At 61.6% G+C, this 21,599-nt stretch carries 23 protein-coding genes, 2 tRNA genes and 1 pseudogene; 17 read left to right on the forward strand and 9 right to left on the reverse strand.

Going from position 1 to position 21,599, the window contains the following annotated elements; all coding sequences use genetic code 11:
* The first annotated feature begins 40 nt into the window (after positions 1-40).
* Both E3T29_RS08270 and E3T29_RS08275 read left to right on the forward strand, forming a co-directional pair.
* A tRNA-Thr gene (locus E3T29_RS08270) sits at positions 41-112 on the forward strand.
* 31 nt (positions 113-143) lie between these two features.
* Positions 144-217, forward strand: a tRNA-Met gene (locus E3T29_RS08275).
* A 653-nt stretch (positions 218-870) separates the two neighbouring features.
* Here the strand turns inward: E3T29_RS08275 and E3T29_RS08285 are convergent.
* Positions 871-1,419 (reverse strand): hypothetical protein, encoded by a 549-nt coding sequence (locus tag E3T29_RS08285; protein ID WP_134345033.1) that lies wholly within the window; start codon positions 1,417-1,419, stop codon positions 871-873.
* A complete protein-coding gene (locus E3T29_RS08290) occupies positions 1,416-2,009 on the reverse strand; it encodes an RNA polymerase sigma factor (RefSeq protein ID WP_134345034.1) in 594 nt (197 codons plus the stop codon). Before E3T29_RS08290 ends, E3T29_RS08285 begins: the two co-directional genes overlap by 4 nt.
* 444 nt (positions 2,010-2,453) lie before the next feature.
* Between E3T29_RS08290 and E3T29_RS08295 the strand changes: the two genes are divergently transcribed.
* The 4 genes from E3T29_RS08295 (at position 2,454) to E3T29_RS08310 (ending at position 6,789) form a co-directional block, all read left to right on the forward strand.
* Complete coding sequence (locus tag E3T29_RS08295) at positions 2,454-3,497, forward strand: YaaC family protein (protein WP_134345035.1); 1,044 nt, start codon at positions 2,454-2,456, stop codon at positions 3,495-3,497.
* A gap of 217 nt (positions 3,498-3,714) precedes the next feature.
* On the forward strand, positions 3,715-4,482 hold the full coding sequence (locus E3T29_RS08300; RefSeq protein WP_134345036.1) for a hypothetical protein: 768 nt from the start codon (positions 3,715-3,717) through the stop codon (positions 4,480-4,482).
* A gap of 228 nt (positions 4,483-4,710) precedes the next feature.
* Complete coding sequence (locus E3T29_RS08305; RefSeq protein WP_134345037.1) at positions 4,711-5,727, forward strand: D-alanine--D-alanine ligase; 1,017 nt, start codon at positions 4,711-4,713, stop codon at positions 5,725-5,727.
* Positions 5,728-6,000: 273 nt separating this feature from the next.
* Positions 6,001-6,789, forward strand: a complete 789-nt coding sequence (locus E3T29_RS08310) for a metallophosphoesterase (protein WP_241987732.1) — start codon at positions 6,001-6,003, stop codon at positions 6,787-6,789.
* A gap of 90 nt (positions 6,790-6,879) precedes the next feature.
* On the opposite strand, the gene E3T29_RS08315 is transcribed toward E3T29_RS08310, so the two are convergent.
* Positions 6,880-7,191 carry a transcriptional regulator gene (locus E3T29_RS08315; RefSeq protein ID WP_134345039.1) on the reverse strand — a complete coding sequence of 104 codons (312 nt, stop codon included), beginning with the start codon at positions 7,189-7,191 and terminating at the stop codon, positions 6,880-6,882.
* Positions 7,181-7,651, reverse strand: a complete 471-nt coding sequence (locus tag E3T29_RS08320; RefSeq protein ID WP_134345040.1) for a hypothetical protein — start codon at positions 7,649-7,651, stop codon at positions 7,181-7,183. Before E3T29_RS08320 ends, E3T29_RS08315 begins: the two co-directional genes overlap by 11 nt.
* 231 nt (positions 7,652-7,882) lie before the next feature.
* Here E3T29_RS08320 and E3T29_RS08325 point away from each other — a divergent pair, with 231 nt between their 5' ends.
* From E3T29_RS08325 to E3T29_RS08340, 4 genes are all read left to right on the forward strand, one after another.
* Positions 7,883-8,242 (forward strand): PadR family transcriptional regulator, encoded by a 360-nt coding sequence (locus E3T29_RS08325; protein WP_134345041.1) that lies wholly within the window; start codon positions 7,883-7,885, stop codon positions 8,240-8,242.
* 14 nt (positions 8,243-8,256) lie between these two features.
* The gene (locus E3T29_RS08330) at positions 8,257-9,705 is read left to right on the forward strand and encodes a hypothetical protein (RefSeq protein ID WP_134345042.1); all 1,449 of its coding nucleotides are present in this window, start codon (positions 8,257-8,259) and stop codon (positions 9,703-9,705) included.
* The gene (locus tag E3T29_RS08335; protein ID WP_134345043.1) at positions 9,693-10,709 is read left to right on the forward strand and encodes an acyltransferase; all 1,017 of its coding nucleotides are present in this window, start codon (positions 9,693-9,695) and stop codon (positions 10,707-10,709) included. Before E3T29_RS08330 ends, E3T29_RS08335 begins: the two co-directional genes overlap by 13 nt.
* A gap of 96 nt (positions 10,710-10,805) precedes the next feature.
* Positions 10,806-11,393, forward strand: coding sequence for a Type 1 glutamine amidotransferase-like domain-containing protein (locus E3T29_RS08340; RefSeq protein WP_255575146.1), 588 nt, complete (start codon positions 10,806-10,808; stop codon positions 11,391-11,393).
* 162 nt (positions 11,394-11,555) lie between these two features.
* Here the strand turns inward: E3T29_RS08340 and E3T29_RS08345 are convergent, their stop codons facing one another.
* Positions 11,556-12,206 carry a response regulator transcription factor gene (locus tag E3T29_RS08345; protein ID WP_241987712.1) on the reverse strand — a complete coding sequence of 217 codons (651 nt, stop codon included), beginning with the start codon at positions 12,204-12,206 and terminating at the stop codon, positions 11,556-11,558.
* Positions 12,207-12,262: 56 nt separating this feature from the next.
* Positions 12,263-14,056 carry a histidine kinase gene (locus E3T29_RS08350; RefSeq protein WP_166792360.1) on the reverse strand — a complete coding sequence of 598 codons (1,794 nt, stop codon included), beginning with the start codon at positions 14,054-14,056 and terminating at the stop codon, positions 12,263-12,265.
* 246 nt (positions 14,057-14,302) lie between these two features.
* Here E3T29_RS08350 and E3T29_RS19625 point away from each other — a divergent pair, with 246 nt between their 5' ends.
* A complete protein-coding gene (locus tag E3T29_RS19625) occupies positions 14,303-14,446 on the forward strand; it encodes a hypothetical protein (protein ID WP_166789823.1) in 144 nt (47 codons plus the stop codon).
* 96 nt (positions 14,447-14,542) lie between these two features.
* On the opposite strand, the gene E3T29_RS08355 is transcribed toward E3T29_RS19625, so the two are convergent.
* Positions 14,543-15,025 carry a MerR family transcriptional regulator gene (locus tag E3T29_RS08355; RefSeq protein WP_370449135.1) on the reverse strand — a complete coding sequence of 161 codons (483 nt, stop codon included), beginning with the start codon at positions 15,023-15,025 and terminating at the stop codon, positions 14,543-14,545.
* Here E3T29_RS08355 and E3T29_RS08360 point away from each other — a divergent pair.
* Positions 14,946-15,413: a glyoxalase/bleomycin resistance/extradiol dioxygenase family protein gene (locus tag E3T29_RS08360; RefSeq protein WP_134345047.1), complete on the forward strand. Its 468-nt coding sequence runs from the start codon at positions 14,946-14,948 to the stop codon at positions 15,411-15,413. The genes E3T29_RS08355 and E3T29_RS08360 overlap by 80 nt on opposite strands.
* 314 nt (positions 15,414-15,727) lie before the next feature.
* The gene (locus E3T29_RS08365) at positions 15,728-16,630 is read left to right on the forward strand and encodes a hypothetical protein (RefSeq protein ID WP_134345048.1); all 903 of its coding nucleotides are present in this window, start codon (positions 15,728-15,730) and stop codon (positions 16,628-16,630) included.
* 68 nt (positions 16,631-16,698) lie between these two features.
* On the opposite strand, the gene E3T29_RS20460 is transcribed toward E3T29_RS08365, so the two are convergent.
* Positions 16,699-16,827, reverse strand: a complete 129-nt coding sequence (locus tag E3T29_RS20460) for a hypothetical protein (RefSeq protein WP_255575149.1) — start codon at positions 16,825-16,827, stop codon at positions 16,699-16,701.
* A 437-nt stretch (positions 16,828-17,264) separates the two neighbouring features.
* On the opposite strand from E3T29_RS20460, the pseudogene E3T29_RS08370 reads away from it, so the two are divergent.
* Both E3T29_RS08370 and E3T29_RS20465 read left to right on the forward strand, forming a co-directional pair.
* Positions 17,265-18,041: pseudogene (locus E3T29_RS08370) on the forward strand (Abi family protein); the annotation flags it as partial.
* Between the two features lie 36 nt (positions 18,042-18,077).
* On the forward strand, positions 18,078-18,206 hold the full coding sequence (locus tag E3T29_RS20465) for a hypothetical protein (protein WP_255575151.1): 129 nt from the start codon (positions 18,078-18,080) through the stop codon (positions 18,204-18,206).
* 275 nt (positions 18,207-18,481) lie between these two features.
* Here E3T29_RS20465 and E3T29_RS08375 read toward each other — a convergent pair whose 3' ends face one another.
* The gene (locus tag E3T29_RS08375; RefSeq protein ID WP_166789824.1) at positions 18,482-18,967 is read right to left on the reverse strand and encodes a site-specific integrase; all 486 of its coding nucleotides are present in this window, start codon (positions 18,965-18,967) and stop codon (positions 18,482-18,484) included.
* A 401-nt stretch (positions 18,968-19,368) separates the two neighbouring features.
* Here E3T29_RS08375 and E3T29_RS08380 point away from each other — a divergent pair, with 401 nt between their 5' ends.
* Together E3T29_RS08380 and E3T29_RS08385 are read left to right on the forward strand one after the other, a co-directional pair.
* Positions 19,369-20,670 carry an esterase family protein gene (locus E3T29_RS08380; protein ID WP_241987715.1) on the forward strand — a complete coding sequence of 434 codons (1,302 nt, stop codon included), beginning with the start codon at positions 19,369-19,371 and terminating at the stop codon, positions 20,668-20,670.
* A gap of 614 nt (positions 20,671-21,284) precedes the next feature.
* A complete protein-coding gene (locus E3T29_RS08385; RefSeq protein ID WP_134345050.1) occupies positions 21,285-21,551 on the forward strand; it encodes a type II toxin-antitoxin system RelE/ParE family toxin in 267 nt (88 codons plus the stop codon).
* The last annotated feature ends 48 nt before the right edge of the window (positions 21,552-21,599 follow it).

Below are 21,599 nucleotides of genomic sequence, written 5' to 3' on the forward strand. Positions count from 1 at the left end.
TGCCAAAAACGCGGCAGTGCTACTGTCTTTTGGTTGCTCTGCCCCCTTAGCTCATTGGTAGAGCACTTCCTTGGTAAGGAAGAGGTAGTGGGTCCGATTCCCACAGGGGGCTCAGGCTTGGAAGCGAACAGCCGACAAGTCGCGGCGGGGTAGCTCAGTTGGTTAGAGCACACGGCTCATAATCGTGGTGTCGCGGGTTCAATTCCCGCTCCCGCTACACGGTATTCACTAAATTCGCCCCGGACTTCTGCGGAAGTCCGGGGTATTTTTTCGCTGAATTGCGGTTTTGCCACCATCAACCCCGCACATTGAATTAGCGGGTACATTCGATTTGATCGTTTCAACGACCCAATTCCGGCTTATTTGTCTACCCGCCAGACCTCCGTTTTAGAGGGAAAATTCGCTCTCGACACGGTGGTCGATGTTCATTCGACGACCCCGCATAAACCCCGCAGAATCAACCTGTCGGCAGCAAAGAATTCATGGTTTAGGAAGATCGACGGCCATCCTGCTCGGTCTCGCTGGATCGCTACCCACGCGCGGGGCAGACCTTCGCGTGTTGAACCTGGGGCGAGAAGCCTGGGCTTTACGATGATGGCCGCGTTGGCCGAGATGGAATTGGCCACTAAACGCGAACGCATCGTGGAAAGTGTGGGTAAGCGCCGCGCTGCCGGGATGGATTGCGGTGGGCGACGCCGACGTCTCACCAAAAGCCAAATCCTGAATGCACGGCGCTTGGTCAAAGCCGGCGAATCCGCAACCCAGGTCGCGCCAGATCTGAGCATGTCGCGCCACTCTGTATCGGAGGAGCTCCGGGCTCGGTAATTGAGTAGGCCGGCCGCGTTTCGTGCCTAGTGCCGATGGTGCGATTTATTCGGATTTTGAGGCGAGGCCTAGTCGGCTGCACACGTCGGGGCCGCCGGGGATGACGGCCGCTGCGCCGTTTTTCATGACGCACTCGGTTAAAGGGCTGGGGACGGGGTGGGAGAAGGTGCGATCTTCGTATCCGGGGCCGGGGGGTGTTCCGTTAGGGGAACTGGCATCGAGTGCGTGCTGGGCCCACAGGTCGGAACAGAACGCGACGGCGTCCGTGATGGGAGCCGATCCTCCATCTCTGCCATCGGTTGTGCCGATCAAGGACGCGCCGGTCGTGCCGGGGAAGGCTCCGCGCCAGTCCAACTCAGCCCGGGCAAAGCAGGCGACTGAGTAATCATCGGTCACTGATTGAGTGGCGAAAAACGTGCCTGCTGAGAGGCCGACCACGAGGAGGGCGGCCGGGACGATGGTCCAGGCGCGTTGAGCCGCACGGAATCGACGATTCTGAGTGGTGCCGATCTCTGCGACGTCGACGAGCATCGCGCGCAGGGAGGCGCTGCGTGCTTCATCGAAAACAGGGAGGTTTTCATCGTTCATATTCATTGCGTCTCTCCTGAGGGCACGGTCAAGGAATCGATTGCGAGGGTGTGGCTGAGGCGCTGTTTGGCGCGCATCAGACGTGCCCGGACGGCGCCGGGTGCGATGCCGAGAATCTCGCCGACGTCGGGCGCTGAGAGCTCTTCGAGCACACAGAGCGAGAGGATCTCTTGATCGCGGTGATTTAATCCGTGGAAGGCATCCTGGACGGTGCGGCGAACTGGAGCCGCGGCGAGTTCGTCAAGAACGTGGGTGCTGTGGTCGGGGGTTGGGTCCGGTCGGGGAATCTTGTTGAGCGTCCGCTGGTAGCGCATGGCGGAGCGAAGTCGGTTCCGAGCGACGTTGGTAGCTGTGGCCAGCAGCCAGGCGATGATGGAGCCGTTGACGAGACGAACACGTGCCTGTCGTCGCCAGGCTTCGAGGAAGACCATCGCGGTGACGTCTTCGGCTTCGGCGTGGGACCGGACCAGTCTGAGGCTGTAGCGGAAGACGCGGTCGCGGTGCCTGTCGAAGAGCGCCCCGAATGATTGACCGTTGCCCGAACGCACCTGCGACCAGAGGTCTGCGTCACTGTCGTGTGCGTCAAAGGCGGTCATACCTAATAATGTCCGGCGGGCACCAGACTGTTACACGCTCGGCGTGTCTGACGAGGTTGCACGAGAGCCCGGACGCGGGCTTACCTCGCTGAGACGCGGCGATTGATCCACCGCGCTGGTCGCCCGCCGATCACCGGTCGGAGACGAATTGCTCAATGTCCAGTCTGGTTGAGTATGGCCGACGCTTGATTTTGATGTTCCGTTTGTCGCCCCTTGACCGGGCATTTTCTCAGGCGGGTCATACGGGATTCTGGTCCCTCAGAACTAGGGCACTGAGACTGAATCTCATCGCTCGAGCCGGTGTTCCGGTGGGCGTCCCTCTTGCGGGCGCGAACAGTAAGGTCGACAAGGAGATGGAAAACGTCGATGCTGGTGACAAACCCCAGGGCAACTACTTGCGCTTTAGCCGACGTCTGCTTTGGGTAGGGCGATAGGAGCAGCGAGATGGCAACTTGGTTCGATCTATCGGTCGATAACGCTGAGACGTCTTGGCGAAATATCAGAGCAATTCGAGCAGACCCTCCCGATGCCATAAGGAAGCGCCTCAAAGGAGAACGGGCAAAGGTATTTCACATGGCGCTTGAGCAGTCGCAGCAGCAATTTGCCTCCGCAAACGTGATCGGACATGAAAGTCGCCCCCTGAATCTTTTTTACGGACTTTCCCAGGCGGGTCGCGCCATTTCGGCGGCGAGCATCCGTCTAGGGAACAAACCTGGCACGCCAGAGAGTAGTACTTGGTCGCCCTCGGGCCACGGATTGAACTTCACTGGGGCGCTGGGTTCCGGTGGCATGCTAGATCACACAGTGACGGTGAAGCCGACGACCCACGACTCATTCTCGCGGCTCGCTCGTGCTCTTGACTCTCCAACTGACTTAGGTGATGTTCAGTTGGGCGCAGTGATGAGTCAGATACTCGAACTGCACAATCGGTATCCGCAATACCTGAGATGGCCAGCGAATTTGAGCACAGGTGGCGTTCATACGACCGGTCCGTTTGAGCCAGGTTCAAAGCATCAGATGGAAATTGCCTTGCCAGGCCGGGATCAGACCTGGACGCGGGAAGAAGTGTGCGCTTACATCAAGCGATACCCTGCGCTCCGCAAGACGGAGATTGTTCTCGATCCAACGGGCGCGCCACTTCAGTCGCACAACGAGGGGAGAATCTTTCTCTCTGTGCCAGCTGAGGCACTCGAGAATGTTACCGGCCCGACGACGGCCCAACTTCGAGCGGCAGGGATTTACCGCAATCACCGCGTGATTCTTCCCGCTCTCGGGGCCTCTCAAGACGTACTCCATCCGCTGGCGTCCTGGTGGTTGGTTCTATTCTCACTGTCGATGCTTTCAAGGTATTCGCCAAGCGATTGGAGCGACGTACTCGACATTCGCTCGAGCAAGATCGCGGCGATGGTGGAAGACACCCTCGATATTGCGTTGGCAGCAGTCCCGCAATTGATTGCGGAGTCCCTGCACTCCCTCAACTCCTCATAGAGTTTCGCCCAGCGATTCGAACGACCGCAGGCTGCCGATACCGCCGAGGCCGACCTACCGCCCCACTCCGCGTTGATGTACCATCAGTCGCATGTCGCCGCAGACCACCGGTAGCTCGCACCCTCCAAAGAGCGTGGAGGAGTTGCTTCGGTGGGTGGTGGACGCAGGGTTTGTCGCCCCGTGGCGGCGAACGTCGCGGAGCGTAGACGGAACTGTCGTGATTGTTTTGCCGCCGTTCGACAGTCTCTACTTCTGTGAGATCGCACATGTCAAGGGCGAATGGGTTGTCCGCCATGGTGACGAAAGGGACGATCGAGTGCTCGCGACTCGTCGGTTGGGGGACGATCTATCAAACGCCAACCAATTCGTTGAACGAGTACTCCGTTGCCTTGTGACGGACTCGGTGGCACAGATGGACCACAACCCCGACCGTGCACTTGCACTTGCGGAGGCCGTCGCCGCGTGTTCAAAAGCGTTCAGTATTTCGTATCTAGAAGTCGCGAGCAGCGATCTTATGATGCGATCGCGACAGGTCATTGGAAAAATCACCGATGTACCAGGCGCGCTTGCGGTCGTCCGTGATTCGCACGTCAACAGCAGTTCGCGCGCACAGGTGGGATCGCCAATCTCACCTGTTTCCAGGCCTGAAAAACGAGTTAAGGCACCAATATCACCGATTGTCAGGCACTTCGAACCAGTCAAGCCACTCAACAACGAATGGTTCAACGCCGAGCCGCGCAGGCGGCCTTCGTTCCGACGCGAAGGCCTCGGGATGGCGATGTGGTCGTTTGGGTTGGGGATCGTCGGCTACTTCTTGCTGATGACTTGGTTCAGCGTCGTTCTTGCTGTTGTATCCGGTTCGCTGGCCGTTGTCTGTCTAGTTCAGCGCCGTGGCGGCCGCGGCTTTGCAATTGCCGCGGTTGTGATGTCGAGCGTATGTATCTTCGTCGCGCTAGCGATAATGGCTGGCGCTCGACTCCCGTGACTTCCCGGCTGAACACGACCCGCCCGACGTTCCCCTGCGACACAGCGTCGGCGAACTCGGCCGCCGGGTGGTTTAGCCCCAGTTTTGTCGCGCTCGACGTCCGGCTTACGAGCGGGGCGATGCAACCAGTGTTCCGATTGAGTTCGGCAACGGCGTCCATTGGTCATCCCAGTCTCGGCGGCCCGCCGGTGCCGAGCCGTCGAACTAGTGTCGCGTTAGCCTGTTGACATGCGTATTGGGGTGTTATTCGGAGGAGACAGCGAGGAACGCGATGTGTCAATCGCGAGTGCGACGGAGGTCGTTGCTGCCCTCCGGTCACGCGGGCATGAAGTGATCCTCGTCGACACGGCGCGCGGATCAGTTGAAGGAGCACAGGAATCGCTGGCGCTCACGGCGAATGTTCCGGAGGTACCCCCATCCCAGGCAAGCTTGCAGCGCGTGCGAGACTCCAGTCCGCCGGTGGCGATAGCGACCGCTGTGGAGAGTGCCGATGTCGTCTTCCTTGCGCTACATGGTGGTTCCGGCGAGAACGGTCAGTTCCAGGCGCTCCTGGAGTTGGCCGGGGTGGTATTCACTGGTTCAGGCTCGTTCGGGAGTGGGCTGGCGATGGACAAGGACGTGTCCAAGCGGCTTTTCCGGGCCGCTGGAATCCCCACTCCCGACTGGACAGTCGGTGCTGTCTCGGGCGGCGAGTCGGCTTCTCGGCTCGGCTATCCCCTAATCGTGAAGCCGAATGCTCAGGGATCGACAATCGGGCTCTCGTTGGTCCGTTCGTCTGAAGGACTAGACGCTGCGATGAGCGTCGCGTCGCCCTACGGTGAGATACTTTTCGAGCAGTTCATTCGCGGCCGCGAGCTGACGGTTGGAGTCCTCGCCGGAGAGTCGTTGGCCGTGGGTGAGATCCTGCTTGACCCGGATGCGACGTTCTCGTATGAGCAGAAGTACCAAGTAGGTGCCGTCCAAGAAGTGTTTCCCGCGGACATTCCCTCATCCGTTCGCGATGAAGCGAAGCGGCTGGCCTTGCTAGCGCATTCTTGTCTCAAATTGGATGACTATAGCCGCTCTGATTTCCGACTCGATGAGTCTGGCCAGCTCTGGCTCATCGAGGTGAATACCTTGCCGGGGCTGACAGCCACCAGCCTCCTGCCTCAATCAGCTGCGGCCGCGGGAATCGATTACTCCACCCTCTGCGAACGGATCTGCGGACTCGCGCTGCGAAGAGCGGAGCGGAAATCCCGACGCTAAGCGTCTCAAGGAGGGTTCCTCTGGCGAAACTGCCTCTGGAATGCGGATGAATCCGTGACCAACTGTCCTAGGCTCAACGTCCCAGTGGTGGGGTGTCCTCGCTGGATGCCGTGTCGAACACCCGGCTGCGGTTGATCGAACTGCTGGTGTTCAGAGTGATCGCGTCAGTGCTCGGCTACGTCACTTCCCATAACTGTTCGGTAGAGGCTCGGTAGGCTCAGAAAGCCGATGGGGCAACCGAGACCGTCGAGAGTGAATTGGAGTGGACAATTGGTGGTCATCGCGCACTTGTCGGACCCGCACCTCGATGGAAGCCCCGAGGCCCTCAGCCGATTGATACAGGTTGCCGATCATCTAAGAGGGCTCGCTATTCGGCCCGACGTCGTCATCGTGAGCGGCGACCTGACTCAGAGTGCGGGCAGCCTTCCTGCTGCCGATCAGACGGTGTTGGCCGCTCAAAACCTTGAGTCCCTACTGGCGGCGCTGTCAATGAACGTTCCGGTGTTTTGCTGCCCGGGGAACACGGACGACCGTGTGGCATTTGCGTCCCGTTTTGGACTTTCTCCGTCGATTCCGGGGCCGGTGCACCAAGTCCATCGGCTTGGCCAGCTCGTCTTTATCTTGCTGGATGTCACCGTGCCCGGCCACGGGTATGGCCAGGTGACGGATTCGATCCTTGCGTGGTTGGCGCGCCAACTTGATGCCTCAAGTGGAGACGAGCGGGCCGTGCTCGTCATGCATCAACCACCCACGCCGCTCTATCACGCGGCCGTCGATGGCCTGTTCCTGCGCAATAGCGAGGCGCTCGAGGCCATCGCCCGGCATGAGCAAATCGTTGCCGTGCTGTGTGGGCACACCCATGCGGCGCTCGCTACGACGTTCGCGGGCAAGCCGCTGGTGATCGCCCCCGGAATCCGGTCGGCAGGCGTCCTGTCGCAAGAAATACGCGGGCCCGGCTCCCTCTTGACTGCCGACGACGTTCCGCCTGGCTATGCGATGCACGTCCTTCAGGAAAATCGCTTCTCGAACCAGTTCCGGACCCTCGCACAGCCCTCTCGATAAGTCCGTCCCGCAAGACGTTCCCCTGTGACACAACGTCGGCGCACTCGGCCGCCAGGTGGTTTGGCCTCAGAGCGGTCGCTTACGGGCACACTAGAGCGCTTCCGTACTAGCCAGCTCCCGCAGCGCTGCAATGTGCCCGTCGAATGCCGTGCGCCCTCGAGGTGTGAGTGAAACGGACGTGGTGCGACGTGAGTCCGCTCGTTCGGGCGATGTCTGTTTCGAGGTGTGCACGTAGCCGAGTTCGGTCAGGTTGCGAATCGTTTTGGAGAGGTTCGCTTCGCTCAGATCGAGCGTATCGACGAGGGTGCTGAAACTGGCGGCATCCAGCGGACGGAGCAGCGCACAGAGCCGCAGTCGTGTGAGTGCATGGATCGCCTCGTCGAAGCGTGGGTCAGCGGGCACGTCTCAGGTCCCGAGCGTATGCCTGGTCGTAGATCGCGACGCCAACGAGCATGAGTATGAACCCGGCGGACGTGGAAGCGATGATCCAGGAGCGTTCGCCAATCATTGCGAGGGCGAGGGAGGTGACGAAGGCTGCGACGATCAGGGCGCAGAGCGCGATCAGCACTGCCAGACTTACCGGACCCGCCGGGCGGTTGATCGAGATTCCGGTCCGCTTGCTAAAGGCGAGATCGATGCCGACGAGGGCGATGGTGGCAAGCGTGGCTACGACGCTCATCGGGCCGGCCACGCCCGCAGCCGGCGAGGCGACTACTGCGGCAACCGCGAGAGCCTGTGCCGGAGCGGCCCACCACGTCTCAGCAGTGAAACGAGCTGCCAGCCGGCGGCGATCGCCGTCGATCCTCCCAAGCGCCTCGAGAGCGAACGCGGAGTCAGGCTGGTCGAAGTGGCCACTGTTCATGCGATCAAGTGAATCACTTGCCTACTAGTTATGCAACTTGATTCGACTTCGCGTCTCACGTTGAAAACCGTGTCGGTGGCCCTTCCCCTTACGAAAAGCGAGCCGAGGGTCGCCTTGTAGTGCCTCCGCACCTGCTGCTGGTTAGCGACGATCTTGTGAGCGGTGTCGTGAAGATCAACACATGAACGCTCGCACATTGATATGTATCGGTCACTGATGTATGTTGATGTCATGTCTTCCGCCGCCCTTCATGAGCCCACATTTCTGATTCTTGCGGCTCTAGCGGAGGGCCGGAAACATGGTTACGGCCTGATCGCTGAGGCGGAGACGTTGTCGGACGGTCGAGTGACCCTGCGTGTCGCTACTTTGTACACGGCACTGGATCGATTGCGGAAGGAGGGTCTTATCGCCCCTGCGGGGGAGGAAGTCATCGATGGCCGGCTACGTCGATATTACGAACTGACCGATGACGGCGCTGCGACCCTCACTCAGGAGATCGCTCGGATGGAGCAGCTTGCTGCTCGGGCGACTATCCGCCTCCGGCACCGCCTTGGTTTCGCCTTCGGCTGGGGTGGCGGAGCCTGGGCATGAGTTACCCCGTGACGGTGGAGCCACTCGCCCCGACGACCCGGTTGGCGATCCGGCTTTTCCCCCAGTGGTGGCGGGAGCAGTACGGAACTGAAGTCGTTGACACGCTCGTCGAGGTGCGCCAGCGACGGCACGGGGACCTGCTGGAGGATTTTCATCTCGCTAGCCGGGGTCTCTGGCTGCGAGCTCGAACGTCGCCCAGTTTCTGGGGTGGCCTGGTCCTGCTGATCGTGATGCTGTGGGCATCATGGCAGGGGCCAAACGCGTTCTTGGTGGAGCGCTATTGGCCTGCGGTCCTGACGGCGGGGGGATCGTCGGCACCGTTTGCCCTCCCGCTGGCGGCGGCGATCGCCGCCATGACAGGGCACCAGCACGGCCGGCGAGCCGCCTCAGGCGTTGGGCCGCGGAGGCGCGTAGCAAGGGCGGCATGGGCAATGACGCCGGTGCTGGCCAGTCTGCTGCTCGGTTACCTGGTGGTTGTTCTTGTGAGCCTTCTCGTTTCTGGTCTCCCCGCGACGGGATCGCCGAGCGCACTGATCGTTCCGTTGTCGTTTGTCGGTCTTGCACTTGGTGCGGTGGCCGTAGGTTTCGCTCTCGGTGCCGTGTTGCTCCCGGTTCTGGCGGTTCCTGTCGCGGGCGGGCTGCTTTACGCGTGGTACTCGGCGCCTCTCGATGGTGTTGTGCTGGCGTGGCGCAATGTGACCGGCGCCGGCCTGACCCAGTGCTGCCTCTGGGTCGATGTCGTCCCGCATCCGCAGGCTCAGCTCATCGCCATCGCCAGTGGCGCAGCACTCGCCGCAATCACCCTGCTGCTGGTCGCCGTACGCCCCGGCGCGCGAAGGTCGGTGTCGTTCGCTGGCGTGGCCGTGACAATCGTGGCGATACTCGTGGCGGTCTCACCGTCCGTTCCTGCGCTGGGTCAAGCCAGTCAGGTCGCACGGGACCTCACCGAATTGCAATGCGAGGGCACATCCCCGCAAGTATGTCTCTGGCCTGAGCAAGATGCAGAGTTCGGACGTGCAATCCGTCCCGTCGTGACCGAGGCGTTTCACCGTGGAGTCGCTGCCGGCCTCCCAATGCGAGCGGCCGTCACCCCGTATGTCGGCGGCCTGAGCGATGGGCAGGAACATGGGTCCCCGATCAATGCGGTCTCCATGCGTTTAGGCGACTCGGACGCTGCGATCCTCGCCAGCTACGGACAAGCGGTGTACACCTCTGAAAGCTGCGTAGTGCCAGGTGCCGTTGACGGCCCCGCGTTTGGGCGCGAGCAGGGTGTGCAATACGCCATCGCCCTCCTCCTGGGTGCGGAACCGGAAGCCGCGCTCCCGCGCATGGAGCACTCCGTCGAGCTGCGTCTCACCGCCATCGCCTATACGCCCGCCGAGGTTCAAGACCTCATCGGCGTCCACAACATCACAGAAGCGCACACCACAGTGAACAACTGGCTCGCCTCATGCGGCAGCTAAGACTTCTCGCGGGTGTTGCCGTGGTCGTCGGGCACGGGTACGTCCTCAACGGTATAACGCCGGCACCCCGCGTGGGCGGGATCCCTCTCCACACCCTCGGGCTGTATATCTTTTTCACGATCAGCGGGTACCTGATCACGTCGAGTTGGAACCGCTGGCCCAACCTTCCGTCCTTCGTGCGCAATCGAGCATTACGCATCCTGCCCGCCCTCGCGGCGGTCGTGCTCCTCACAGTCGTCGTCATCGGGCCGCTCGCAACCGACCTCACCCTGCGCGAGTACCTGAGTACCTCGCAGACCTGGCTCTACCTCTCCGGTGTGCTCCTCGTCCCCCAGTACGAACTCCCCGGTGTCTTCGACTCCCACGTCTCGCCGGCCGTGAACGGGTCCCTGTGGACGCTGGGCATCGAAGCCTGCTGCTACCTCGCGACGGCGCTTCTCGGCCTCGCGCTGCGGAGATTCGCCTGGATCGGAACCCTCGTCCTCGGCTCGGTAGCCATCGCTCTCGCGCTGCAACCCGCTGGAAGCTCACTGGAATCGCTGCGTCCGGCCGGAGCGGTGTGCTCCTACTTCGCGATCGGCGCCCTCGCCTGCCACCTCCGCATGGATCGTCGGCATTTCCCGACCGTGCTCATCGTGGGCCTCGCCATCGGGTGGGTTCTGCTCGGCGAATTCAACGCACCGGTCGCAACGACCGCTGCGTGGCTTGTCGTACCCGCGACCGTCCTTGCCATTGCACTGCGCTCTCGAGAATCGAGCTCTGGCGTCGACTTGTCCTACGGCGTCTACTTGTGGGGATATCCAATCCAGCAGCTGGTCATCCAAGTGAATCCAGATCTTCCGGTCACGTTCTCGGTGGCATTGACGATCGTCTTCACTCTGGCGGTCGCGACTCTCTCCTGGCATCATCTCGAAGCGCCGGCCCTCGGTTTGAAACGCCCAGCAAGACCCGAACCCATACAACGCCTTCAATTGAAATCTGCGCTCGGCGCCACCACGGCGTGAGCATGCCCGATTTAACGGCCATCACATCCGGTCGGCAGGCGACATCTGTCCCTGGAACTGCATGACCCGTCCCGTAAGAGGTTCGGCTTACGGGCAGTGACCAAGCCGATTCAGGTCGCTGACTCCGGTCGAATTCCTCACCTACGACGAGCTAGCCGTCGCGCGTTCCTCGTTTGCGTCGCAGCATCTGTCGCCACCGATAAGTTGGCAGCCATGAGTATCTTCCTTGTCGCAGGCGGCCCGACACCCGCCTATTTGAATGCTCTCCAGACATCGATCGACGCGATCGCGAGGGCGATCGTACAAGGAGCGTCCTACATCGGGTTTTCGGCGGGCGCGATGATCGCACCGAAGGTGGCCTTGATTGGGGGGTACACGATGAATGGAACAGAAGTCTGCACCGAAGAATGGGCGGAAGGGCTCGCGGAGATAACGCTGAAGGCTGGCCTTGGCGTGGTCCCATTCACGGTCGACGTTCACGCAGCCCAGGCCGGAACCCTCGGTCGGGCACTCTCCGTAGTCGTCAATGGTCTCGCTGATCGGGTCGTTGCCATTGACGAGAACACGGCGGTTGTCACAACGCTCCACGACCCTGCCAGCATCAGGATCGTCGGGGGTGGCAATGCGTGGACGTTCGAAGCATCTGATGGGCAAGTCACAAGTTCGATTCGGAGGGCGAATTAATCTCGTCCATTGGCGGTACCTTTTCCGACGGGTTCCGCGCCCGTAAGGGGTTCCCCTTCTGAGTCACCGGCGCCGTCACAAAGCGATCACAGAACGCCGCCACGAAGCGAACAACCACCATGGGCTTAGGCGATGATGCGCCGTCCCTCGACTAGCCGCGACTCAGCGCAGTAGCCCGTTCTCGTAGGCGTGCGCGACGATCTGCACGCGGGAGGTGATTGATAGTTTGGCCAGGATGCTGCGTATGTGGCTCTTGACCGTTGCCTCGCTGATATAAGCCGTCTGGGCGATGTCCGCGTTGCTGAGGCCGCGGGCTGCGAGCAGGAAGACCTCCTTCTCGCGTGCAGAGAGCGCTGAAATTGATTCGGCGGCTGGCTCCCTGTGTTGCTTGGAAGTTTGCGCTCGGATGATGTCGGCTGTGTCGCTGGGCGCGATCACGGAGTGCCCCGCGTAGACCGTGCGGATCGAGGCGAGGACGAACTCGGGTGTGGTGTCCTTCATTATGAATCCGTCCGCGCCCGCATGGATTGCGCGAATTACAGCTTCATCGCGCTGGAACGTCGTGAGCATGATTACCTTGGGCTGCGTGCCGAAAATTTTGGCACAGCCGTCGGGGCTTTGTTCCCTGCTGTCCCTGTCGGGTTTGTCGGTGGCGTCCAAAATGCGCGCAGTCGCCTCAATGCCGTCGAGCAGCGGCATCCGGATGTCCATCAACATGACGTCTGGGCGTGCGTGGTGAGCGAGAGCGATAGCAGCTTCTCCGTCGTAGGCGGCACCGACGAACTGTAGGTCGGGCTGTGACTCGATCAGCATCTGGATCCCAGAACAGAACAGTTGCTGGTCATCGGCAATCGCAACTCGGATGGCTCTCACCGCGAGCCGGCTTCTGCTGCCACCAAGGCGGCTTCCGCTGGCGCCTCGGTTTCCTGCTCAACAACGCACGCCGTCGGCACGAATGCGGTGACCAGATAGCCGCCCGGTGCTTCATCGTCCACGTCCGCGGTCAGCCAGCCGCCTGCCAGCCGGGCGCGTTCGCGCATCCCATAGAGCCCGCGGCAGTGCCCGTGCTCGCGCACGTTTGAGGCTGGGTGTTGTCGGGGCGCCCCGGTGGAGGCGACCGTCAAGGCAAGTCCCGGTCCGCGCCAGTCGAGCGTAAGCCGAGCAGTCGGCTGGGCTCCTGCGTGTTTGAGTGCGTTCGTCAGGCTCTCCTGTACGATGCGGTACACCGCCAGTTGCTGTCCCGAAGTAAGCAGAGTGGGGTCGCCGAAGCGGTTGGTGGTGATGGTGAGGCCGGCGCCGCGCATCCGCTGTACGAGTTCGTCTATGTTGTCGAGGGTGGGATTCGAGTGGCCGTCAGGGTCTTCGACGAGTGATTCGATCAGCATTCGTACCTCGGCCAGCGACGTGCGGGCGGATGCAGCGATTCGTCCCAGAGATTCACTGATCGCATCGGGCCGTTGCGGGCCGATGAAACGGGCGCCGTCGGCTTGAGCGATGATTACGGCCAGTGAGTGCGCCATGATGTCGTGGACGTCCTGGGCGATGCGGTCGCGCTCGCTCGCGACGATCAGGTCGATCTCGGCCGAGCGGAGTTCGTCGACGGTTGCGCCGAGCTTCGTGTCGGCGGCTCGCTTCAGCTGCGATGCGCGAAGGCCGAAACCGATGAACCAGGCCGCTGCTGTGAGGAGTAGACCGACGACGAAGACACCGGCGAAGCTTTTGATGATGTCGTCGGAGGAATTTCCACCGCCGACCCAGGACGTCCAGCCGTACCCATTGGACAGCGTGGGAACGGTCATAAGTGTCGTAATCACGGCGACATACACGGACGCGATCGGCAGGGACAGCCAGCGGATGCGCCCTTCTGCCGTTGCGCTCACGATCAAGCAGGTGAGGAGAACGGCGAAGTACACGGGCCAGCTCGTCGAACTGAACCGGGTTGGAATTCCGAAGAGTTGAATCGCGAGCACGACGCCAGGCAGCGCGATCGCGACGCGGGGATAGTTCCGGGCGACGGCGATCGACGCAGCGAAAAGGCCAAGTGTGAAGGGAAACGACGGCCATGGCGAACTGCCGGAACGACCGGATTCCGCGATGATCCACAGCACGTAGAAGGCGACGGCGGTGGCGGGCTCCAGCGCAGGGCGTAGCGGGAGCAGCATCCGTTGGGCGCTGCTCACAATCGGCGATGCGGTGTCTTCCCAGACCGTCCGCAGCGCGGGGCTTTCCAGGCGGAGCTGAACCCCGAGGTACCAGAAGCCGAAGGTGATCAGCGCGGCCACGCTGCCACAAACGAGGAGATCCGGAATCAGTGCAACCGACGACAGATGCTTTCCGTTGATCAACCCATCGATGCTAGTTGCACTAAAGCGGGGAAGGACCAGCAGTGCTGACACCCCCGCCGCGTAGAGGACCAAAACGAACGGCGCGACCGTGCGCATCCTCCTGGCTGCATGGAACCCGACGAGGGTGGCGAACACCAACAACATAAGGTATGCAGACCAACTGAGCGCATTGAACCGAGCAGGCCAGAGGAGCAGCTGAGCCGCAAGAAGCACACCGACCAGGACAAGCGAAGCGCCGGTTGCAACCCGGGAGAGCGCGATGGTAGCCGCGAAGCCGACCACGATCACGAACGCATAAGGGGTTGTATATGCGATCATTTCTCCGCGTATAGGTACGAAGCTTACCAGGCGTGTGCTGAACCCGACAAACCAGATCAACACGAGCGCGATGCTAACTAGAGGCTCGACGAGCCAGCGATGATTACCAGAAGTAGGGTGCATATCCCCACGCTAGAACCCGCTATGTTGCATGAGTGGCAAATTAGTGCAAATTCCTCCCAAAGGATGAGTGGATTTAACCCGGCGGCTGACGACAGCGCCAGACCAGCGCGTTTGACTGGGAGCATGAACAATGTAAATACCGCGCCAGTCGGTGGCGCCATCGACCCCGCGGCCATCGCACTCATCGGCACCTATGCCATCGATCTGACGGCAATGACACGCTCGGATATCGCGGTACCGGACATGTTGCCAGTCACCGTTGCCTGAGCCGAGCAGACCTTTGCCTCTTCTCCTGTGCGGACTTCGCACGCGATACGCATATAGGTACCGCTCACGGTTCCCCTTACAGGCAAGGTGAGAGAATTAGTCGGAAGAGTCGCCAGTTCCCAGTGCGCCCACGACGGCGTCCAGAGAGACCAGCGTCTCGCCCAGGGAATCGACTTGTGCCGAGATTCGTGCCCGTTCGCTAATGAGTCGATCGCGCAGTAGCGGTGTTCGTGCCGCAGGGTCCGTGATGCAGGGAAGAAGTTCTGCGATTGTGGAGCTACACAGGCCGGCTTGATAGAGACGTTGAATGAGAAGAACGCGCTCTCGCGCCGCATCTGTATAGAGCCGTTGACCACTGGTCGAGCGGTTCGACGAAAGTAGGTGCTGCTCTTCGTAGTATCGGAGTGATCGCGGGCTTGCGCCGGTTACTCGGGCCAATTCACCAATTCTCACTAGCCGCTTGCCCCTCACATTGATGTCAGGTTTTAGTCTAGCGATCATGACTACACACACGAATGGTTCTGACCACGTCCTCCAGCTTCGCGTCATTGTGGAAGCGGAGGACTTCGACGCTGCCATCGCCTTCTACCGCGACGCTCTGGGACTGCCCGAAGAAATCGCGTTCGAGGGAGAGGGTGATGCGCGCGTCTCAATTCTGGATGCCGGTCGGGCGACCCTGGAAATCTCGAACCCAGCGCAGAAGCGGATGATTGACCAGGTCGAGACCGGGAAATGCCAAGGATCCGGCATTCGACTCGCATTCGAGGTAACCGACGGCCGCGGCGTCACCAAAAGACTGGCTGCGGCCGGGGCGACCATTATTGGTGAACCACGCGAGACGCCGTGGCGATCGCTCAATTCCCGACTCGGTGCTCCCGCCGGGCTTCAGATAACCGTGTTCGAGGAGCTGGAGAAGGTGCACGACCGGGCACAACGAACCGGATTCGGAACAGCCGACGCGCGATAACGGCGAAGAGTTGAGTCATTACCAATCCGCCGAGACGAGAGATCGTTGCCACGAGGTGGATGTCCGTTGTGTGTCCGGATGAGGTCGCTGTCCCGTTCCGGGTTCCCGACTGACACAGAATCGGCGTGCTCGGTTGTTGGTTGTACTGGGCCCAAATGTGCCGCGCTGGCCGGTCCCGCTCTGAAACATCGACGTCAGCACGAAATCCTGTTCTCGACGCCTAGGTCCGCAACATGCCATCGGTGGGCCGAGGCTTTGAGGTCGGTGTTGCCCCGCGCAATAGAATCGGGAAGACGCTGCGACGAAGGAGACGAATGAACGAGCTGGAGCATCGGGTTCGGGCGCTGTGGACGTTGTTCGAGCCGATCCACGCGGTGACGTATTTCTCGCCGGAGGCGAGGGAGGCGTTCGCACATATCGGACTCACCCGTTACTGGGACGGATACTTCGCCGGTCGCGCCGCCCCGCTCGGGGCCGTGACCGCCGAGCCGGTGGTGGCGATCTTCAGTGGGTTCGCTCCGTTCTTGGTCGAACGGGTGCTGCCGGCTGTGTGGTCGATGGTGACGGTGGACCGGGTCCTTGACGCGCGGTCTCGGGGTGCAGCGGAGACGTTGCGAAACTTCGTGCCCGACGAGCGATCTGTCACCGAAGCGGCTGATGTACTTACCCAGGCTGCGGCTCGTGTCGACACCATAGGCCGACCACTCGCGGCGGCGAACAGCGCTCTGCCGGTGGAGTCGGATCCGTATCGCCGTCTCTGGCAAGCCGCGGCCACTCTTCGCGAGCATCGCGGAGACGGTCATGTGATCGCACTGGTCGAGGGAGGGATCGCGGGCATCAGCACCATCGTGTTGCGCAGCGCGGTGGACATCGACGCGACGAGCGTGCGAAAGGCGCGTGGCTGGACGGAGGAACAGTGGGCAACCGAAGTCGACGAGCTCTCGGCCCGCGGGCTACTGGCCGGCCAGGGCCAGATCACCGAGAAGGGCACAGCGGCACTCGATCGCGCCGAGCAGGTGACCAACCGATTGGCCGTCCGTCCGTGGAGCGGAGTGACCGACGACGAGATCGCGGATGTCGCCCGAACGCTTGCGCCCATCGCAAGAGCGTGCCAAACGGTCTTTCCATTTCCGAACCCGATCGGCATGCCCCAGCCGTGGGACCCGAATCTCGATCCGAACGCGTCCTCCGTCCCCACGTCGCCGCGCGCGAACTGAAAAGGTTCATCGACGGGGACGGATCATGATTCGTTTGGGGCGGATCGGCGTCCCGGTCAGCGTTGGTCCTACGGGACGGCGTCGGAGTTGCCGATCCAGTCGGCTCCTTGGACGCCAAGCACGACTGGCGGGTGGGTCATGTCCTTCTCGGGGGCGGCGGCCGCGGCACGCAGGAGGTCCTTAAGAAATCGCGCCACGAATGTCAGAGATATTTGCTATGGTCGGGTCATCACGACCGGTTCCGCCTACTTGTAGGTCCAGGGCCGGTCTTCATTTTTAGGCGCGCTGATGACAGCGATGAAGCTGCTTCAGACCTACGAGGAAGGAGTGTGGTAACCTTGATCCATCACGATCAGCCCGCTCGCCTCACGGCTCGGGCTGATTTTCTTTAACTAGGAGACTCGTGGCCGAGTACACCAAGAAGTGGTTGTCCGTTGGTGAGCAGACGGAGAAACTTCAGTCACGCGGTGTCGAGGTTCAAGACCCGGAGAGCTGCGGCCGACTCCTCCAGGCCGTTGGCTACTACCGACTCACGGGATACCTCTATCCGTTTCGAGACTCGGAGCCATCGGCCAATGACGAAGGCGGCACCAAGTCCCGTGTCCTTAATCGCTAACGTGCGGGCACCACAGCCGACAATGCGGCCGCGCTTCTTGATTTTGATCGCCGCCTGCGAATGCTCGTGCTTGAGGGCATTGAAAGAATCGAAGTCTCCTTCCGCATGCAGGTCGGATATGTCCTGGGCCGGCAGTCGGCTTTCGCCCACAGCGACCCTGCCAACTTTGTAGCTTCGTTCACTACGGCGTCCTTCGACGAGCTGACAGGTGAAACGTTGCCGAGCAAACACGAGCAATGGCTTGCACGCGTGGAAGCGCGGAAGGCGGAGTCAGACGAAGCCTTCGTCGCTCACTTCCGCAACAAGTACGACGATAGGATGCCGATCTGGGCACTGACGGAAATCTTGGAATTTGGGCACTTGGGCCGGCTCTACTCCGGATTGAACAACGCACTCGCAACGCAGATCGCCGCCGCGTACGGGGCTCCGTCAAAGAAAGTGATGGGCAGCTGGATCTCCAGCCTGAACTATGTGCGGAATGTTTCCGCGCATCACGCTCGGCTCTTCAATCGAAAACTCGTCAGTGCGCCAGCGCGCCCCAGCACAGGGCAAGTTCCCCTCCTCGGCCACCTCAAAGACGAGGTCACGTCGAAGCAGGTATTCGGCGTCTGCAACGCCCTGGCGGTAATGGCATATCTGCTCCGGACCATCGATCCAGATAGTGGATGGACGCCTCGCGTTGTTGACCTCATCAACGCCTTTCCCAAATCTGATTTTCTGACGGCTGAGTCAATGGGAGTGCCGGAAGGATGGGCAGCGTTGGAGCGCTGGCGGACCGAACACGACGACGGCTGATCCTGCACGGAGTGCGGGCCGGTGTACAGTCTCGCCATGCCCTCACTCATCCAGCGACGACTGGCGATTGAGCGCATTCGCACCGCCGCAGTCTTCTGGCTGTCGCTCGGCGGCATCTGGGTCCTGGTCGCGCTCATGCAGGTGGTGATCTCGGGTGCGTTTTGAACTTGGTAATCGGGGCTGGCTGGGTTGTATTTGGGGCCGTCACGTTGATTCGGTACCGCCACGAGAGGAAGGCCTTCACTGCCGAGAACGGCGAGGATGCCGGCCGACGCCTTGGCTCATAACTGCCATCGCGTAATCGCGCCACTCACTGCGGAATTCGGTGGTCGATGCGTGATCGAGCCGCGACGCCGCGGTTGCGTTAAATACCGACAGAGATCGCCGACAGAGTGTTCATTTCTGAAACCCCGCAGAAACCCCGCATTAACCCCGCAGATTCACTGTGTCGGCAGCAAGGAATTCATCGTTTCAGCGGCACGGATGCCGCCCGTGTTCTTGGCCATGGAGACGTCCTGGGTCAGAGACGGGTTCGCGTGGCCGAGGTATTCCGCAATTTCCCGAGCGCTGAGTCCGGACTGGTCCAAAGCGGTGGCCACCGTCTTGCGGAAGCTGTGAGTCGTGACCGTCGGATATCCGGTCCGCTCTCGCGCCATCCGCCAGTCGCGGGAGGTATTGCGAGGATCTCGAATATTGCCACGCAGGGTCGGGAAGGCCAAGTCATCATCGTTTTGAATTTTGAAGTTCGACTGCCGCTGGCGGAGAAGGTCGACGAGATTCTTCGGAATCGCGATCGTCCGGACGCCGGCCTTCGTCTTGGTGTGATCCTGCAGGAGAACACCTTGACCGCGCGCACGGATCACGTTGGCGTTGATAGCTACAGTTCCGGCGACGAGGTCGAGCGCGGACCAACGAAGGGCCAGCACTAATCGGGCAGAGCCGCACGGGCTCTCACGCTCATCGCACGTGCCGCTGCCTAGCTTGGAAGTATGGCCACGCAGTCGCGCAGGCACCGAGTACACGAGCGACGATATCAACGGTGTCGCCGTCGAAGACGGCACAAAGGACTAACCCTTCTCGCCGCAGCACGGCCGGGGCGCACGCGCGGACCGGCCACCGACGATTCACTGCCCACCGTGCCGACAGCAGACGGCACGGTGACCTGTCCTTGAACGTGCGGAATCTGCCGACCAACTTCCTGTGAGTAAACGGGCGGCTTCCTCTCAGAGTCGTCCATCGATCGCGCACGAGCAGCCCACGGGGGTAGAGTTCCGGCGAGCTCTCGCCACCGAACGACAGCCGCAGAGCCGAGCTGATACACGAACGCGTGGACGGGACACTCATCAACGACCTCAGTACATCCCTGCTTCGCATCAACATCGTTACTGGACCGCTTCTGTATGTCGTGTTCGGTCTTGCTGGGGTTCAGGTGCTGTACCTGCTGTTTCGCGCGCCGACCAGGGCCTGGATTCTGACCGTCGTCCTTGCCGGGGCCGCCGGCGTCATCTGGTTCGTGGTCGTGACAGTCGTCGATGCGTTCGGTATGTCGCCTGGGCTGGTGGCTTTTCTCTGGTTTGCCGCCACGTGCTCGGCCGTTGCTCTGGCGCTGGCAAATCTGTGGAGGTCGCGTCGTCGTCGCAAAATCGTGGCCGCTGCATCCGTTGTGGTCTTTCTGCTTTCGGGGTCGTTGGCGATCAACGCGAGTTTCGGTATCAACCGCACGCTGGGCTCGTTGTTCGGTGTGACGACGGAAGCGGCGATCGCGCTACCGACCACCAGCACGGCCACGAAGCCAGGCCCGCTCTACCAGAACTGGGTGGCTCCGACGGATCTCCCGGCGCAGGGCACGACCGGCAGCCAGGTCATCCCCAACACGATTTCGGGATTCACCTCACGACCCGCCGGGATCTACCTGCCGCCGGCAGCGCTTGTCGCCAACGCGCCGGCCTTGCCGCTGGTCATTTTGCTCATGGGGCAACCGGGCAACCCCGATCCGTCGTTCATCGCGGCGACCCTGGACCGGGATGCAGCCGCCCACGCTGGTCTCGCACCGATCGTCATCGTCGCCGACCAGCTTGGCGACCCGGCCAGCGACCCGCTGTGCCTGGATACACCGAACTACGGCAATGCTGAAACCTTCATCACCCAGGACGTCGTGAATTGGGCGCGGGCAAACCTGAACATCATCAACGACCCGAGGTACTGGACCATCGCAGGATATTCCAACGGCGGACAGTGCGCCATCTCCCTCGCCGCCAAACACCCAGACCTGTTCTCCAACGTCGTCGACATCTCCGGTGAGGAATTCGCCGGCTCCGAGATTCAGGCGGCGACCCTCGCCGACGTCTTCCACGGCGACCAAGCCGCCTACGACGCGATCAAACCCCTCAACCTGCTTGCCGCGAGAAAATTCACCGACACGGTTGCTGTTTTCACCGTCGGATCCAACGACACCGGATTCATCCCCGGACAGAAGCGGATGGCTGCAGCAGCGACGGCCGCCGGCATGACGGTCACCTACTGGGAATCACCTAACGGCGGGCACGTCCTTCCGGCTCTCACCGACGGCCTCGACGAGGCCTTCGTCGTGCTTTATCCACGGCTCAAACTCGCACCGAAAATCGGTTGACCACGGGGGGGCGACCGGCAGCTCGGGCACATGCACAAGGACCACTGTAGACGCGGCCGGAGAATCAATCCTCGGCACCCGTTCCAGACAGAGAAATCACACGGGACCCACGTTCGCAACCACGGGACCCGGGTTCGCAACGTTGCTGCGGCCGGCTCCTCCAGGCCGTTGGCTGCTACCGACTCACGGGATACCCCTATCCGTTCCGAGAGTCGGAGCCATCGGTGAAAGACGAAGGCGGCGCCAGGTCCCGTGTGCTCAACCGCTACCGTGCGGGCACCACAGTCGAGAATGCGGCCGCGCTTCTTGATTTCCGCATTAACCCCGCAGAAACCCCGCATTAACCCCGCAGATTGAAATCCGCAGGGGCTTGCGAGTGTGATCACCTACCGAGTGTTTTACGGGGATGAATGACTGTTTGAGGCGTCCGTGACCCCGTTGAGGCTGGTTCACGATAATCGTGGTGTCGCGGGTTCAATTCCCGCTCCCGCTACACGGTATTCACTAAATTCGCCCCGGACTTCTGCGGAAGTCCGGGGCGATTTTCTTTGCCTTCCGCCGATCGCCCCCGCCGACCCGGGGGAATGGACTGAACGCTGGATTCGGCCAAGCGGATGCCCGCCACTCACGCGGGCGGCGCGCGCCGCAGCCTGCGAAAGCTCGACAAGCCGACACGGGAGCGCATCGTGAAGGCGGCCCAGTTGCTCAGCAATAACCCGCATCCGCCGGCCGCGAAGCAACTCGTGGGGACGACCGGAGCAGCTGCCACCTTCCGGATCCGCACGGGTGACTGGCGGCTGCACTATGCCGTCCGTGACTACGAACTCACTGTGCTGATTGTGAAGGTCGGCCACCGGCGCGAGGTCTACCGAGGCCTCTGAGACAACCACAGTTCGCCTAGAGCTCGACCTGCCGATCGAATTCTGCGC

This window comes from Cryobacterium sp. TMT1-66-1, from assembly GCF_004403435.1.
GTDB classification, from domain to species: domain Bacteria; phylum Actinomycetota; class Actinomycetes; order Actinomycetales; family Microbacteriaceae; genus Cryobacterium; species Cryobacterium flavum.